The sequence below is a fragment of the Bacillus solitudinis genome (assembly GCF_002797395.1).
GTDB lineage: Bacteria > Bacillota > Bacilli > Bacillales > Bacillaceae_D > Halalkalibacter_A > Halalkalibacter_A solitudinis.
On record NZ_KZ454943.1, the window covers coordinates 1,298,557 to 1,313,844 of the forward strand.

At 40.0% G+C, this 15,288-nt stretch carries 17 protein-coding genes and 2 pseudogenes; 7 read left to right on the plus strand and 12 right to left on the minus strand.

Annotation, left to right across the window (positions count from 1 at the left end; all coding sequences use genetic code 11):
- Positions 1–56: 56 nt before the first annotated feature.
- Both CEF19_RS24090 and CEF19_RS06335 read left to right on the plus strand, forming a co-directional pair.
- Positions 57–167 (plus strand): annotated as a pseudogene (locus CEF19_RS24090) (TetR/AcrR family transcriptional regulator); the annotation flags it as partial.
- A gap of 459 nt (positions 168–626) precedes the next feature.
- Positions 627–1,694 carry an NAD(P)/FAD-dependent oxidoreductase gene (locus tag CEF19_RS06335; protein WP_319830092.1) on the plus strand — a complete coding sequence of 356 codons (1,068 nt, stop codon included), beginning with the start codon at positions 627–629 and terminating at the stop codon, positions 1,692–1,694.
- A 78-nt stretch (positions 1,695–1,772) separates the two neighbouring features.
- Here the strand turns inward: CEF19_RS06335 and CEF19_RS06340 are convergent, their stop codons facing one another.
- Complete coding sequence (locus CEF19_RS06340; RefSeq protein ID WP_100405307.1) at positions 1,773–2,711, minus strand: AEC family transporter; 939 nt, start codon at positions 2,709–2,711, stop codon at positions 1,773–1,775.
- 31 nt (positions 2,712–2,742) lie between these two features.
- Complete coding sequence (locus CEF19_RS06345; protein ID WP_100405308.1) at positions 2,743–3,051, minus strand: YuzD family protein; 309 nt, start codon at positions 3,049–3,051, stop codon at positions 2,743–2,745.
- Positions 3,052–3,253: 202 nt separating this feature from the next.
- Here CEF19_RS06345 and CEF19_RS06350 point away from each other — a divergent pair.
- Positions 3,254–3,487: pseudogene (locus tag CEF19_RS06350) on the plus strand (NifU family protein); the annotation flags it as partial.
- Between the two features lie 330 nt (positions 3,488–3,817).
- On the opposite strand, the gene CEF19_RS06355 reads toward CEF19_RS06350, so the two are convergent.
- From CEF19_RS06355 to yutH, 5 genes are all read right to left on the minus strand, one after another.
- A complete protein-coding gene (locus CEF19_RS06355) occupies positions 3,818–4,048 on the minus strand; it encodes a transcriptional regulator SplA domain-containing protein (RefSeq protein WP_100405310.1) in 231 nt (76 codons plus the stop codon).
- Positions 4,049–4,101: 53 nt separating this feature from the next.
- On the minus strand, positions 4,102–5,022 hold the full coding sequence (gene thrB, locus CEF19_RS06360; protein ID WP_100405311.1) for a homoserine kinase: 921 nt from the start codon (positions 5,020–5,022) through the stop codon (positions 4,102–4,104).
- On the minus strand, positions 5,019–6,083 hold the full coding sequence (gene thrC / locus CEF19_RS06365; RefSeq protein ID WP_100405312.1) for a threonine synthase: 1,065 nt from the start codon (positions 6,081–6,083) through the stop codon (positions 5,019–5,021). The genes thrB and thrC overlap by 4 nt, the downstream gene beginning before the upstream one ends.
- Before the next feature lie 2 nt (positions 6,084–6,085).
- Positions 6,086–7,381 (minus strand): homoserine dehydrogenase, encoded by a 1,296-nt coding sequence (locus tag CEF19_RS06370; RefSeq protein WP_100405313.1) that lies wholly within the window; start codon positions 7,379–7,381, stop codon positions 6,086–6,088.
- Between the two features lie 353 nt (positions 7,382–7,734).
- Positions 7,735–8,763 (minus strand): spore coat putative kinase YutH, encoded by a 1,029-nt coding sequence (gene yutH, locus CEF19_RS06375; protein WP_100405314.1) that lies wholly within the window; start codon positions 8,761–8,763, stop codon positions 7,735–7,737.
- Positions 8,764–8,904: 141 nt separating this feature from the next.
- Here yutH and CEF19_RS06380 point away from each other — a divergent pair, with 141 nt between their 5' ends.
- Positions 8,905–9,402, plus strand: coding sequence for a phosphatidylglycerophosphatase A family protein (locus CEF19_RS06380; RefSeq protein WP_100405315.1), 498 nt, complete (start codon positions 8,905–8,907; stop codon positions 9,400–9,402).
- Positions 9,403–9,625: 223 nt separating this feature from the next.
- Here CEF19_RS06380 and CEF19_RS06385 read toward each other — a convergent pair whose 3' ends face one another.
- The 3 genes from CEF19_RS06385 to CEF19_RS06395 all read right to left on the minus strand — a co-directional run bounded on the left by CEF19_RS06385 (position 9,626) and on the right by CEF19_RS06395 (position 11,561).
- Positions 9,626–10,396 (minus strand): TIGR01457 family HAD-type hydrolase, encoded by a 771-nt coding sequence (locus tag CEF19_RS06385; RefSeq protein WP_100405316.1) that lies wholly within the window; start codon positions 10,394–10,396, stop codon positions 9,626–9,628.
- Between the two features lie 19 nt (positions 10,397–10,415).
- Positions 10,416–11,045 (minus strand): helix-turn-helix transcriptional regulator, encoded by a 630-nt coding sequence (locus CEF19_RS06390; RefSeq protein WP_227521929.1) that lies wholly within the window; start codon positions 11,043–11,045, stop codon positions 10,416–10,418.
- 63 nt (positions 11,046–11,108) lie between these two features.
- The gene (locus CEF19_RS06395) at positions 11,109–11,561 is read right to left on the minus strand and encodes a DUF86 domain-containing protein (RefSeq protein WP_100405318.1); all 453 of its coding nucleotides are present in this window, start codon (positions 11,559–11,561) and stop codon (positions 11,109–11,111) included.
- A 105-nt stretch (positions 11,562–11,666) separates the two neighbouring features.
- Here CEF19_RS06395 and CEF19_RS06400 point away from each other — a divergent pair, with 105 nt between their 5' ends.
- A complete protein-coding gene (locus CEF19_RS06400; RefSeq protein WP_100405319.1) occupies positions 11,667–11,933 on the plus strand; it encodes a DUF3055 domain-containing protein in 267 nt (88 codons plus the stop codon).
- Between the two features lie 97 nt (positions 11,934–12,030).
- On the opposite strand, the gene CEF19_RS06405 is transcribed toward CEF19_RS06400, so the two are convergent.
- Complete coding sequence (locus CEF19_RS06405; protein ID WP_100405320.1) at positions 12,031–12,333, minus strand: YutD family protein; 303 nt, start codon at positions 12,331–12,333, stop codon at positions 12,031–12,033.
- Between the two features lie 139 nt (positions 12,334–12,472).
- Between CEF19_RS06405 and CEF19_RS06410 the strand changes: the two genes are divergently transcribed.
- Positions 12,473–13,102: a YhcN/YlaJ family sporulation lipoprotein gene (locus CEF19_RS06410; protein WP_100405321.1), complete on the plus strand. Its 630-nt coding sequence runs from the start codon at positions 12,473–12,475 to the stop codon at positions 13,100–13,102.
- A gap of 44 nt (positions 13,103–13,146) precedes the next feature.
- Here CEF19_RS06410 and lipA read toward each other — a convergent pair whose 3' ends face one another.
- On the minus strand, positions 13,147–14,058 hold the full coding sequence (gene lipA, locus CEF19_RS06415; RefSeq protein ID WP_100405322.1) for a lipoyl synthase: 912 nt from the start codon (positions 14,056–14,058) through the stop codon (positions 13,147–13,149).
- 188 nt (positions 14,059–14,246) lie between these two features.
- On the opposite strand from lipA, the gene CEF19_RS06420 reads away from it, so the two are divergent.
- On the plus strand, positions 14,247–15,254 hold the full coding sequence (locus CEF19_RS06420; RefSeq protein ID WP_100405323.1) for a M23 family metallopeptidase: 1,008 nt from the start codon (positions 14,247–14,249) through the stop codon (positions 15,252–15,254).
- Positions 15,255–15,288: the final 34 nt, after the last annotated feature.

Genomic DNA, 15,288 nt, shown 5'->3' on the forward strand with positions numbered 1-15,288 from the left:
TTCTCGTTATAATCAAAACTGACCGGGGTCATTTTTATAAGGGAGCGACGGCAGCGATGAAAGCACCAAAAAAACAACAAACTAAGGAACGTATTGAACGAGCAGCATTAGAACTTTTTCGGGACAAAGGGTTTAATCACACAACCGTCTCAGAAATCACAAAAGCAGCAAATGTTGCAAAAGGAACATTTTTCAATTACTTTCCAACGAAAGAATCAATTATGCATTCCCTTGCAAAAGAACGACTTCAAGAGGTTATTCCATATTTAGAGCAAAATCATCTTAACCAACGTTCGTTAGTCGTCAGAATTCGTGCGTATCTCCATTTCATTTTAAGTGATTATGATATTCACCCAAAACTAACCATTCAAATATGGAAGCATGTTATTGAAGAGGAACAATTACTTTTAACTCATTGGGAGAAGTTTATACATCAAGCTCAAGAACGTGGAGAAATTCAAAAATCTGCTTCCCTATTTATTTGGAGTCATATTTTAAATAGCCATGTGTCCTATGGGCTACAAACCTTTGCCAGTGAGCCAACGAAGACACAGCTACTTACAAAAGTAATAGCTTTAGTCGAAGCCAGCTTTGACGCCATCCTAGAAAAAAGGAGACATCCACATATGAAAAAACTTGTTCTTCTAGGTGGAGGGTATGGTTGCATGCGCATCATGCAACGCCTCCTTCCTAATGAATTACCAAACAACATCGAAATCACATTAATTGATCGTTTGCCTTATCACTGTTTAAAAACCGAATATTATGCACTTGCAGCAGGTACCGCACCAGATAGTCATTTACGGGTTGCGTTCCCCGAGGATCCTAGACTTACCATTAAGTATGGAACAATTACAGATATCCATTTAGGTGAAAAGTCGGTGGAGTTAGAAGGAGGAGAACGAGTTCCTTACGACTCGTTAGTCGTTGGTCTCGGCTGTGAGGACAAATATCATAACGTCCCTGGAGCACCTGAACATACGTATAGCATTCAAACGATGACTGCCACCCGTAGAACTTATGAAGCTTTAAATAATGTACGACCGGAGGGTGTGGTTTCGATTGTGGGAGGTGGCTTAAGCGGTGTTGAACTTGCCAGTGAGCTTCGCGAAAGTCGACCAGACTTAACGATTCGTCTGTTTGACCGTGGAGAAATCATTCTTTCAATGTTCCCGCGTCGACTAAGCACCTATGTTCAAAATTGGTTTATCGACCATGGTGTTGATGTTCAGAATAAGTCAAACATCACCAAAGTCGAACCAGGTGCTATTTATAACCACGATGAAAGAATGGAAAGTGATGTCGTTATTTGGACAGCAGGAATTCAACCTGTTGAAGTTGTGAGAAACCTTGATGTAGAAAAAGATACGCAAGAGCGAGTCATTTTAACACCACAGCACTTTCTCCCTTCCGATGAAAATGTCTTTGTAGTAGGTGACTGTGCTAGCTTACCTCACGCACCTAGTGCTCAACTTGCAGAAGGTCAAGCAGAACAAATTGTCAATATTTTAAAGAAACAATGGAACGAAGAATCTTTACCCGAAGAGCTCCCACGGATTAAATTAAAGGGTGTACTTGGATCCCTTGGAAAAAAACATGGTTTCGGTTTAATGGGAGAACGTACCTTACTTGGACGTGTCCCGCGCGTGTTAAAGAGCGGCGTCCTTTGGATGTATAAACATCATTCAGGTTAAGCAGCTAGGCTATTTCCTGAGTCAGCATCTAAATTCCGCTGACTCTGGGAAAGCTCAAAGCAGGTGAAGCCACATTTTTTATCCTAAGACGATTATCGCAATATATGCAACTAATGGAATCGTTAATAATGATAATAATGTTGAGTAAATCGTCGTAAATACAGCTGACTCTTCATCATCCGTATAGCGAGCAAATAAAACCGTCGCTAACATAAACGTTGGCATCGACACTTGAATTAACGTTACTTGTGTAACAGCCTCGTTTACTGGAAAAGCTTGAATAACAACAATAACGATAATCGGAAGCAAGATTAACTTAAGAATTAAGGGAACACTAATAAACTTAAGAGATACCTTCTTTTTTTTAGCGATAAAATCAGGTAGCAGAAGACCCACATAAATCATTGCTAGCGGCGAAGCCAATGCTGCGAGTCTTGCTGTTAATTCTTTTACAATCAGCGGTGGGTCAAAACCAATTATGGCAATTAAGATTCCAATAATAATCGCAATAATTGGAATATTAATCATCGATTTGAAGTGCTTAACTGTAAATTTTTCGCCTTCCTGTAGCATTATCACAACAATAGAAAAAATGACGATATCCAAGCCTGCATCAAATAATGCAGCTAACAATCCTCCTGTAGGCCCAAAAATCTGTGCACAAAGCGGTATTCCAATAAAACCTGTATTTCCTAAAGCAGCTAAAATTGCAATTTTTCTTGCATTTAATGTTTTGAACCCAAATAGGAAAGCAGCCGCCCAGCCGATTCCCATTCCACAAATATTAAATACAACTGATAGAAGAAAGATACTTAACATATCAGATAATAATTGGTCCGTTATCGATGTGCCCATAATCCCATTTAAAATAATTGCAGGAACAGAAACATTAATGATGATAATCATTAACAGCTGTTTTGCTTCAAGGCTTACATCAATTTTTCGCCCAATTAAAAATCCAAAAAAGATGATTAGCGCCATCATACTGACAGAGGTAAAGATTGTTGCTATTGACACGTTACTACCTCAATTCCTTTCCAAAAGCTTTCTAAGAGATTTGTTCAACTTTTGCATAAATTTCCTTCAGCCTCGGATTTCCCTCAGTAACAACTTCATCATTTAACACAACAAGCGGATAAAAGTATTCATCATTTAGTATCGCTTCTGCAAAAAATTTATCTTTTTCATCAATCTCTTTCTCAATATCAACATAACGAATGAAAATCTTCTTTTCTGGATACTTTCTTTGTAGTGCTGCTTCCAACCACTCTTTTGTTTCTATTGCACTTGGTAAATGAACACAGCTAGCACACTTATTCTCAGCCCCATATACGACTATCTCAACACGATTTGACAAATGAACACCCTCTTCATTCACATTCTTCCCTAACCTTAATTCGAAATAAAAAAAAGTGCAACCACAATAATCGTGACCTTCACCATCTTTCAGCTTAATATGAAAGAAACTGCCATTTGTGTAGGAGAAAACTTTGCAGATCCGTGGATTTTTTTTTCTGTGGCTATTATAATAAAGGAGAAAGGAGTTGTTAACCATGGAAACAAGTACTGAAATGCTTGAACAAGTACAAGAAGTATTAGATAAGCTTCGTCCTTTCTTACTTCGTGATGGTGGGGACGTTGAGCTTGTAGACGTAGAAGATGGTATCGTAAAAGTTCGACTTCTAGGTGCATGTGGTTCTTGCCCAAGTTCGACAATTACGTTAAAAGCAGGAATTGAGCGTGCTCTTTTAGAAGAGGTTCCTGGAGTAAAGGAAATCGAACAAGTATTTTAATTTATAATGAAAAGCCCGACAATGTCGGGCTTTTCTTTTTTTTAGGCCGTTCTTAAAAACAACTACTACTGCAATTAAAAAAAGGCTGATTATCAGAGGCCTCTGAAAAGGTCGGTTTTTACCTTTTTCAGTGGACTACTCAGCAATGAGTGAAGACGTCGCTTTGTTTTAAACTCGGTATAAGAGGGTTTCTCTTAGCGAACGCGCGACGATCGGAACCATTCCTCGATATTAGTCTTTTTCTTTAAAAGAAGTTATAATTTTAAACATGATTCAAAGAGAGCAATGACTTTACACATGCTTAAAGAAAGACTGCTACGCAGCCTTTCTTTATAACATATACTGCTGGAATAATCCTTCTGCTTCTTCTTGAGTTGTAAAAATCGCATCATCTACTTCAATGGGGTGGTAAAAATCGTGAATCAGCAGAGATAGTTGGTCTGGATCCATTGGATGTCGAGCGATTAATGCTTCTTGTATCGTCGAAACGGTTTGCGTATGTGGATTTCGGTAAATCACATACACTTGTTGTCCTTCGTAAAGCTCTTCAATATCAAGCAATAGGGTTCGCCTCCAACATTTGATGTCTTTGGTTTACCCTTAAAACGATTTTTTTATGCTTCCGTTACAGATGAAAGAGCTTCTACTCTCACTCCTTGATTTGCTGGCAACAAGACATCTACCTCAAAGTTAGGAAAACGACGTTGGAGCAAGTCTTTTATATCTTGCCCTTTATTAATCGGTGCCAAGCATAGCATTGTCGGACCTGCCCCGCTAAGTGCAGCGCCATAAGCTTCTGTCTCGTTTAATACAACATGAATGACTTCATCTAAGTGGGGAACAAGCTTGTTCCGGTATGGATGATGAAAAATATCCTTACTCATCATCTTCCCTGCTAATGCAAAATTCCCTTGTAAGAGGGACGCAACCAGTACATTTGCAACCCCACTACCTCGAACCGCTTGACGATGTGTAAGCATTTCGGGTAGAACCCCTCTTGCCTTTTTCGTCTTTAACTCTTCTGTCGGGATTAAAAAGACCAGATCCACCTCAGGAATACCTCCAAATAAAACATCCGTTGCTTCTTCGGTATGTGTCCCAATAACCAGTCCACCATATACAGACGCTGCCACATTGTCTGGGTGACCTTCCCACAGGCTTGCATAGCGTACTTTTTCTTCCGGATTTAATAAATCACCAAGAAGTTGGTTAGCAAGTTCTATACCGGCAACTATTGCGGCCGCACTGCTACCAAGTCCTCGTGCAAGAGGAATATCACTCGTCATCTTGACGTTACAAGGGGGAAGAGTTCTTCCTAAATCTGAAGCAACATGAAGCGCAACTTCACAGATCAAGTTATCTTCCCCTGAGGGTACATCGATTAAATCTGTGGAGTCGGAGTGAAAATACCATTCATCAGTTGGTTTGACGACAAGAGTTAAGTACCGGTTTACACCTAGACCTACTGAATCAAATCCAGGACCTAGGTTTGCAGTACTTCCAGGAACCGTCACGACAAATGGCTCGACACTCATGGTTTCACACCGCCTTTAAGATAAGAAAGAAATGCCTCTTCATCGTTTGGTAATAATGTTGGTTTAACTGAAATCGTATCAATTGCCGTGTTAGGGTCTTTTAAACCATTTCCAGTTAAAACACAAACGATTTTTGAACCTTTTTTAATTTCTCCTGACTCAATTTGCTTTTTTAATCCAGCAATTGAGGCGCATGAAGCGGGTTCAGCAAATACACCTTCACGCTTAGCTAATAGTTGGTATGCTTCTAAAATCTCTTCGTCCGTAACAAAGTCAATCTTACCATTTGATTCTTCAGAAGCCGCTACTGCTTGGCTCCAGCTCGCTGGGTTTCCGATACGAATAGCTGTTGCTACTGTTTCAGGATCAGAAATCACTTCACCACGAACAATCGCTGCAGCACCCTCTGCTTCAAAACCTCGCATTTCCGGTAAACCTGTCCCTTTTTTCTCATTGTATTCTTTGAAACCTTTCCAGTAGGCCGTAATGTTTCCAGCGTTTCCAACTGGAATACAAAGTACGTCTGGTGCCTGACCTAGTGCATCACACACTTCGAATGCAGCTGTCTTTTGACCTTCAATGCGATAAGGATTTACTGAGTTAACAAGTGTAATATCTTCCTTTTCACTAATTGAACGAACAATATCCAACGCATTGTCAAAGTTCCCTTGAATCTCAAGAACCTCAGCACCGTACATAACAGCCTGTGCAAGCTTACCTAGAGCAATCTTGCCTTCTGGAATAACCACGACACAACGTAAACCAGCTCTCGCCCCAAACGCTGCAGCAGCGGCTGATGTATTACCAGTTGAAGCACAAATGATTGCCTTACTACCTTCTTCCTTCGCCTTCGCAACCGCCATAACCATCCCGCGATCCTTAAATGATCCTGTAGGGTTTGCTCCTTCGTATTTCACATGGATGTCAACACCCCACTCTTTTGAAAGATGCTCTAGTGGTACTAAAGGTGTATTTCCCTCATTTAATGATAGTAACGGTGTATTCTCATTCACCGGTAAAAACTCTTTATATTCGTGCAATAAACCTTTCCAACTACTCATTCTTATTTTCCTCCCTCAACGCGATAACTACTTTGAACTGAATCGACAACTTCTACATTCGTTAACCGTTGATATAAATTCTCGTAATTTTCTTTGCTCGTTTTGTGCGTAATAATAATAACTTCAGCAAGTTCCTCACCATCGATTGGGAGCTGTAATAACTTTTCAAAACTCACTTCATATTCAGCAAATAAAGAAGTAATTGTTGAAAAGGTTCCAGCTTTGTCAATCACATTTAAACGTAAGAAATATTGCGATTCAATTTCCGTTGCTTCTTTTAAAACTTTCTCATGAAGTGGAACTAAGACACTCTGTCCATTGACACCAAGACGCATATTACGCATAACCGTTACCAGGTCAGAAACAACCGCTGTAGCCGTAGGAAGGGAACCCGCTCCAGGACCATAAAACATCGTTTCACCAACTGCTTCACCATGAACATACACCGCGTTGTATTCATTATGAACAGAGGCAAGTGGGTGAGCATTTGGTAAAAGTGTCGGCTGAACACTTACTTCAATTCGTCCATCATCACGTTTTGCAAGCCCAATAAGTTTCATCGTATAACCAAGCTGTTCGCAGTAATATAAATCAGCTTCAGTCACCTCAGAAATTCCGCGTACTGAGACGTCCCCAAAGCTTACATTTGTCGAAAAACCTAATGATGCAAGAATGGCCATTTTTCGAGCAGCATCCAAACCTTCTACATCGGACGTTGGGTCACTTTCTGCAAACCCTAATTCCTGCGCTTGTTTCAGCACATCATCATACGAACTACCTTCTTGACTCATCTTAGTCAAGATATAATTTGTTGTGCCATTCACAATCCCCATCATCTTCGTAATGCGATCGGCTGAAAGGCCATCAGATAGACTTCTTAAAATCGGAATTCCACCAGCAACACTTGCTTCATAGAATAGGTCACAACCATTTTCTGCTGCAACTTTCAATAGCTCCGCTCCATGTAAAGCAAGTAAATCCTTGTTGGCTGTCACCACATGCTTTTTCTGTTGCAACGCACGGGTAATATAATTTTTTGTTGCGTCAATACCACCCATTACTTCTATAATAACATCTACTTCCGGATCTGAAAGTACTTCTTCTATATCTTCTGTAATCAATTCATCAGCTAATTTTATATTTCGTGCCTTCGTTTTATCACGAACAGCCACTTTTACGACTTCTACCGGACAACCTACTTGATGTTGTAACTCTTTCTGATGACGTTGAATGATAGAAACTACACCTGTTCCCACTGTTCCAAGTCCTAATAAACCAACACGGACTGATTTTGCCATGCTCTACACTCCAATCTCTCAACCTGCGTTTTTGTTTCTCTAAAAAGAACACTTGTATTCCTATAATGGACATTATAGATCTGATTACCACTCAACACAAGGGCTATTTCACCAAATTTAAAAATGTTTTTCGAAAAAACGGCAACTGCCTAAGCATTGACCTATATGAAATGAGAGTCTTTCCAATCATAATAAAAAAGTCACCTAAATATTGAGTTAAGGTGACTTTTGCTTAACTATAAGAAGGGCTCAAAAACCACAGTTCGCCCTTTTATTATACAGTTTGGTTTATTAACGTTGCAAACTTCTTTTTGTGAACGTTTCATAAAGGAAACAACGCATTCTTGAACAACTTATAACCAATCAACTTTCTGTGTCATTCCAACCGTCCGCTGAAGCTGTATCTGATTTAAAAATTGTTCTAGAAATTGTTGATTTAGCTGTTCCTTTTCAAGAAGTTGAAAAAATGCTTGCCCATAGACATTTTTTTCATCAGGAAGCTGGCTACGATAATAACTCTCAATTGTTTCAAAATAATGAAGCGGAAACAAGAGTCTTGCATAAGTCATTCTCCAAGCAAATGATGAAAGGGGTTCGTATTGCTCATACCCTTCTAGAAAATCAGTGATCCCTGACCACCCTTCATCTAGTAGTTGATCTCGCTTACTCCTAATCCACTCTGCGATGTCTCGACAGCGATGATCATAGACAAAGTCAGTTGGTCGCTTCACAAAATCTCCGTACTCGGAAAGTATAAGCCACGTTTTCTCTGTAAACCGTCGGTGGGAAATCGTCCCTTGCTCTTGTTCCTTACTCTTGTCATCTAAATTTGCATCCACCGCATATTGAATCGCATTCTCGGTTAAACCCATAAAGTATGGATAGGAGAAAAGGAAAGCTTCGTCAACAATAGATTGAGGCCCCTCATATAACACTTGCTGATACCACCCTTCAAGCTGCTCTAACCTTTTTTCCCACAGTCGATGCCATTGTCCGAAATAGTCAAAGTTTTTTTGTTTAGTTGGCATTTGTTTTCCATAGTAATGAATGGCTGCTAGATGCTCACCTCTTTGAAAGTCTGACTGGAGCCGGAATCCTTGTCGACTTGACTCAGCTGTCAGTTTACATACATAAACATCCTGTCCATCTACAAGTCCAACATATCCCTTCTGAACCGTTTGCTGAAGCTCAAGAATAGATGTATCCCCAATCGAACGCATATAATCGATATACGCAATCATCTCCAGCTCGTTAGAGGCACACTCCTCTTTCGGAAGAATGATGTATGATTGACCGTTCGCTTCAAATGCCTCGTAGTCACCAATTGAAAATCTTGAGTCACAATACAACTGATAAGAATCATATACATTTCGTTCAAACACAGGATCGCCTCCTCAATTCGCCTAATCTTTTTCTAGTCTATGAGCTATTCGCATAAAATGTGTGTGAATGTCGTAGACTAGTAATATCCACTTTGGTTATTGACATGGATATAGGACAAGTTAAACGTTGGAGGTGGTCGAATGTCAGAAAAAAAAATGGATGCAGTAGAGGAAAAAGCTCGCCAATTATTAACAGAAAGAGGAGTTTCCCTTCATGATATTGCAGATCTTGTCTACTTTTTACAAGTGAAATATCATCCAGAGTTAGATCTAGACGACTGTTACGATAATGTAGATAGAGTTATCCGTAAGAGAGAAGTTCAAAATGCAATATTAACGGGGATTCAGTTAGATATTTTAGCAGAGAAGGGCTTACTCGAACAGCCATTGCAAGGAATTATCGATCGCGATGAGGGGCTTTATGGTGTTGATGAAATTATTGCGCTTTCCATTGTTAACGTCTATGGATCAATCGGATTTACGAATTATGGCTACATCGATAAACAAAAGCCTGGCATTCTCGAAAAGTTAAATGATAAATCAAGTGGAAAATGCCATACATTTCTAGATGATATCGTCGGTGCTATTGCCGCAGCTGCATCCAGTCGTCTTGCTCATCGTGCCGCAAACGTTGAGTAAATTCCTTTTAGATTTTTCTTCGATTAAACAAAAGCAAAGTGTTCTTGCTAATAATAGAAAACTTTATAAAAAGATGGCAAGTACTTCGTTGGCTACTCGCCTTGCGAGGGGAAACCCACCCATCGTAAGGCTTTAAAAAAATGTCGCGACTCCGAACTTTGCAAAGGGGGTTGTGCCCACAAGGTTAAAACCGCCCTTCCGATACAACCCCCTAGCACTTTCTTTATGATTCAAACGTCCATTCCGCTAAGGAATTTAAAGCAATGGTTGGTTTAGCTTCAATACTCTTAAGCTGTTCCTTTGTCGTGACACCAGTATGAACCATTAGCGTATCCATTCCAGCTCGTAAGCCAGCTAAAATATCTGTATCATAGTTATCCCCTATCATGATGGTTTCTTCCTTTGTTGTTCCAATAACCTCGAGTGCCTGCTCGACGATAATTGATTCGGGTTTACCAATAAAGATTGGTTGCGTTCCTGTGGAGACTGATATAACCGAAACAATCGACCCTGCACCAGGCAATAAACCTCTCTCAGTTGGCAAAGCTACGTCACCATTTGTAGCAATAAACGTTGCTCCAGATCGAACATTCAATGCCGCCCCTGCTAATTTCTCATACGTAATAGCTCGATCTAAGCCGACAACCACAAAGTCAGCATCTTTTTCAACAATTTGATGACCTTGCTCCTCTAATGCATAACGTAAGCCCTGCTCACCAACCATATATACTCGAGCTTTCTCTTGACGTTCTGCTATAAAGGTTGCCGTAGCCATACTCGTCGTAAAAATATGATCCGCTGTTGCTGGAACATCCATCCCTTGTAACACCTTAGCCACATCCTCAGGCCTTTTTGTTGAATTATTGGTCACAAACAAGTAAGGGAGTTTCAAACGTTCAAGTTCTTTCACGAATTGCACAGCCTCGTCAATTTTTTCTGTCCCACGATAAACAGTTCCATCGAGATCTATTAAAAATCCTCTATATGTTTTCAAAATTGTTAGTCCTCCTCATTCATGTCGCACTATTCCTTTTTTTCTTTAACGTATACACACAGCACGTTGAGTTTTCTTTCGCAACACAAGATATTTGTTGGATATCACTTGTATCAAGTAGTTCTTGAAATAGCTCATGTTCACAAGAGCAGGCTACCGGGTATTGTTTTGCTACTTTAGCGATTGGACAATTGTATTCGATAAATTTATATGTCCCATCCTCTCGTTGCTCAAGTTCAACCATATAGCCGTTTTCATTTTGAATCCGTGCTAACGCCTGGACTCTTTCTTCAAATGTGCCTTTCATCGCTGGCAAATATTTATCTTGGAGCTTTTCTTTTCTTTTCTTAAAAAGCTGATTAATGACTTCCTGTCCACTTATTTGTTCAAGGTCCTGCAAGAAATCAACCGATAAGCTCCCATAATTTCTCGGGAAACTCTCTTGCCCTGCATCCGTAAGAAAGAATCGATGAAGAGGGCGCCCCATCGTTTGTTTTTCAACTCGTGCCTCAATTAATCCATCCTTTTCAAGCGCTTGAAGGTGACGTCGCACTGCCATTTCTGTGACGCCAAGGTTTTTTGCAATTTCAGAAACAGTTTTTTCACCAGACTGCTTTAGCATCGTTAAAATTATGTCTCTTGTTGCCATGCTCATCACCTTCCTTTCGTCTTATTGTAAGCGATGGACTTGGGCAAAGTAAAAAATTCCCCCTTAGTCTGCTGTTTTTTCTGGCAGAAACGCTGAAACTGGGCCGAGCTCACACACTAGGTAACGGCGAATCGCCTTTGGAAAACTCTCTAATGATTGAAAGTATGTATGTATGACGTTCAGTAAAGAATCATGATTTACCCTATTATAGTCTTGAACTAGCGTCTTCCGACAACGAATCACCTCTTTAATTGATTCTGCATCCGTATTTATGATGACGGACTCATCCTCTAGAATATCGACAATGTCTTCATATCCACCTGGATCACGCATTATAAACCCGTCAATCATGCTATTTCCTACATCAATAACTGATTCGATAATAACATAGAGTATTCTTTCTAACGCCAATTGTTCGATTCGAGTTTCTACACTGTTTAAGTGTTGCACTTCTTTTAAAAGCTCTTCATAATAACGGAGGGTCTGTTCGATTTTTTCACGATTAACAAAATACAAAATATTCACCTCTCTCTTGTAATAGGATGCTAAAGACAATTCGCCTTGATTCCTATTGCGTGGTATGATGAGTGATATTATTCAATAGGAAAGGGGACAGAACGAATGTCTGAACGTTTTTACCTTTATGATGATACCGAGGAAACAAGAACTCGCTTTGTTAGTTTTATGGGAGAGCAGCAGCGATTTGATTTAGCCATTATCTCGTCTTCGCGATACTACGGCAAACAACTTGTTCTTGACGTTCAATCTAATCGATTTGCGATAATTGGTGAAGATGACTTAGAAGAACCTGGATATCTTGAACATGCATACAAGATAAGCGCGGAAGATGCCGAAGACCTTCGCTCATTTTTATCAGAAATCTTCTAATAGTAAAAACCATCTCATTGACAACCAAGGTGCCTAGAGTTGGTTTTATTATCCCCTAATGTAACATTGATTATAAAGAATCATGATTAGCCTAGACTTATTCACTTAAGCTAGGCTTTTCCTTTTTTTCTTTCACTCGTCTTACAACAAAGTAGGCACAGCCAAAATTACAATATTCATATAAATAATCCGGTAATGTACTGATTTTCGTATCGTATGTTGACTTTTTATGCCTATCCTCAAAAAAGCCGCGCAACCTTAGCTGACTATAGCCCCAGTCACCAACAATATAATCATATTTATTTAGTACATCGCTATAGCGTTCCTTAAAGGCTTCCTCATTCCAGCCTTCTTTTACATCCTCTACGACCTCAAATTTAAGATCCTGTATGACAACCAAAAGGCTCACCTCTCTTTTATGCTCTATATTGTACCACAATCTATATACTTTACTGCTATAAAGCTTACTCCTTAGCCAGCATTTACTAGCACTAAAAAACCCTTCATTCGGTCAATCTGATACTGAGGGGGAATACCATATGCACAAAACATGGATCATCGCTGGTCTTGCAAGTACGTTGTTTGTGACCGGTTGCCAGTTAAATGCCGGAGAGCAACCAACCAATCTTCAAAAAACCGCAAACCATCAAGAACAAATGGCAACACGTAGTTATTACCAAATCGCACAAGAAGATGAACTTGCTGAATATAATCATTATGGCTTCAGTCGTTTTCAAAAACAACAAGTTCAAGCGACTAACAATAAAGAATACCCAGTCATTGACCGTTCTCAATTAGCGGATGGGATTACTCGTCTTGTCTTAACGAATCCAACTGTTGAAGAAGCCGCTACATTGATAACAGACGAATATGTACTTGTTGCTTATCAAAGCGATGATGATAACCGAGCACTTGTCGCTGACCAAGTAAAACGAACAGCCGTCTCCATTACACCAGGTTACTACCACGTCTTCATTACAGATGAATACCGTTTATTCGATGAACTTGAACGCTTTGAGGATGTGACACCAACAAGTCCAGCCTATGAACGAACAATTGAACAAATGATCCAAGAAATGACACAATCTCCACAAGGCTGGTATGACGATGAAGCAGATGATAATCAGGAAATAATGAATGAAAAGCAACGTCAACTTCGTCAGCATTAGTCCTGATCTAAGAAAAGGAGTGCATTACGCAACTCCTTTTCCTCTTATTTTAACTCAGCTACTTTTTTTGCTTCTTCGCGAACTTGCGCTTCATTTACTTGTTCATCTGCATGGTATGAAGACCGAACAAGTGGCCCCGCTTCACAGTGACTGAACCCTTTACCCAAAGCGATTTCTTTCAGTTCTGCAAATTCATCTGGATGGTAATACTTTTGGACTTTAAGATGCTTCTTTGTTGGTTGTAAATATTGACCAATCGTCATAATATTCACATCACTTGCGCGAAGTTCATCCATCGTTTCAATGATTTCCTCTTTCGTCTCACCTAAGCCGATCATTAAGCTGGATTTCGTTGGAATATCAGGATGTCTTTCCTTTGCTCTCGCTAAAAATTCCAATGTACGTTCATATGTCGCACGTGCACGAACTCTTGGGGTTAACCGACGGACAGTCTCAATATTATGGTTCATAATGTTCGGTCTTGCATCCATAAGCGTATGCAGGCTATCTAAGCTCCCAAGCATATCAGATGGCAATACTTCAATTGTACAGAAAGGATTACGACGTCTTATTGCACGTACCGTCTCAGCAAAGACTGCAGCTCCACCATCCTTCAGATCATCTCGGGCTACCGCTGTAATTACAACATGCTTTAGACCCATCGTTTCCACTGACTCCGCTACGCGTTCTGGTTCTTCTAAGTCGAGCTCTGTTGGCAAACCGGTTTTAACCGCACAGAATCGACACGCTCTCGTACAAATGTCTCCTAGAATCATAAACGTAGCCGTTTTTCGAACTGCCCAGCATTCATGAATATTTGGACAACGCGCTTCTTCACAGACCGTATGTAATTTTTTCTCACGCATCATTTTCTTTAAGCCAGTATAAGACTCATTCGTATTGAGTTTAATTTTTAACCAATCCGGCTTGCGGAGATGTTCTTCCTTTTTAGCCACATATATCACTCCATCCACTTTCCCAATCAAAGGAAAGGTTCATTACTTTACTCTTATCCCTTACTTTATCATGTTTTCTATAAAATCACCAAGCTACCGCTCAAAATTTCCAATGATTCACACCGATTATTTTACGTTTTTATTACAGACTATAGATAGAAGTACATTTTAAGGAGTTGATTGAGAGCATGAAGCAAACATTTCTAATTATTGTCCTCCTCTTTTCTTTTTTAACGACTCCTATACAGTCATTTGGATCGGAAAAAGATGACATGAGCGCGGAGGAAATTTATGAAAAAAGGCTGGCTCTATATAAAAAGACGGAAACCTTAACGAACGTTCCTTGGTATTATTTGGCCGCAGCTGATACATATGAGCGCGGGCTACGCAAAGCCATTCGAGACCGGCCAACAGAAGAAGGAATGATTTCAATTTTCTACTCGCCTAGTCAGTGGGCAGGTCCCTTAAATCCAGATTTTGATGATATGAACCCTTTGTCGATAAGTATGTTTGATGGTGTTGGGCTCGATGGAAATGGAGATGGAATTGCTAATAGTAATGATGATGAGGACGTTCTCTATACTTTTGCAAGGCATTTAGAAAAGTATGGATATGACGAGCAGGATTTTCGAATTGCCTTGTGGGAATATTATCAGCGTGAAAAATCCGTTAATATTATACATGGCCATGCAAAAGTATATGAAAAGTTTGAGCGCTTGGATTTAAACGATCACGCATTTCCGATGCCTCTCAATTACAATTATAGCTATAGAAACACATGGGGAGACAGACGTGGTTGGGGTGGTCGTCGTATTCATGAAGGAACCGATATCTTCGCGGGCTACAATGTTCCGATTCGTGCGACAGCCTACGGAGTCGTTGAAATAAAAGGTTGGAACATGTATGGCGGTTGGAGAATCGGGATTCGGGACTTAAATAATGTTTACCATTACTACGCTCACCTAAGTGGGTTTGAAAAAGGAATTGAAGAAGGGCTTATCGTTGCTCCTGGGGATGTTATAGGCTATTGTGGAAGCTCTGGCTACGGCAAACCTGGAACACAAGGAAAATTCCCACCTCATCTTCACTACGGGATGTACAGAGACAACGGACATACAGAATGGTCGTTTGATCCATATCCTTCGTTAAAACAATGGGAGAGAAAAGCCTTCCAAGACCGAAAAAAAAGAAAATAAGTTAAAAAGGCATACCAGGTGATATCCCTCTGGT

Coding starts and splice junctions, on each gene's coding strand:
- CEF19_RS06335 (WP_319830092.1), top strand. CDS start 627: ATGAAAAAACTTGTTCTTCTAGGTGGAGGGTATGGTTGCATGCGCATC.
- thrB (WP_100405311.1), bottom strand. CDS start 5,022: ATGAGTGTCGAGCCATTTGTCGTGACGGTTCCTGGAAGTACTGCAAAC.
- thrC (WP_100405312.1), bottom strand. CDS start 6,083: ATGAGTAGTTGGAAAGGTTTATTGCACGAATATAAAGAGTTTTTACCG.
- CEF19_RS06370 (WP_100405313.1), bottom strand. CDS start 7,381: ATGGCAAAATCAGTCCGTGTTGGTTTATTAGGACTTGGAACAGTGGGA.
- CEF19_RS06380 (WP_100405315.1), top strand. CDS start 8,905: ATGTCAGAAAAAAAAATGGATGCAGTAGAGGAAAAAGCTCGCCAATTA.
- CEF19_RS06390 (WP_227521929.1), bottom strand. CDS start 11,045: ATGGCAACAAGAGACATAATTTTAACGATGCTAAAGCAGTCTGGTGAA.
- CEF19_RS06400 (WP_100405319.1), top strand. CDS start 11,667: ATGTCTGAACGTTTTTACCTTTATGATGATACCGAGGAAACAAGAACT.
- CEF19_RS06410 (WP_100405321.1), top strand. CDS start 12,473: ATGCACAAAACATGGATCATCGCTGGTCTTGCAAGTACGTTGTTTGTG.
- CEF19_RS06420 (WP_100405323.1), top strand. CDS start 14,247: ATGAAGCAAACATTTCTAATTATTGTCCTCCTCTTTTCTTTTTTAACG.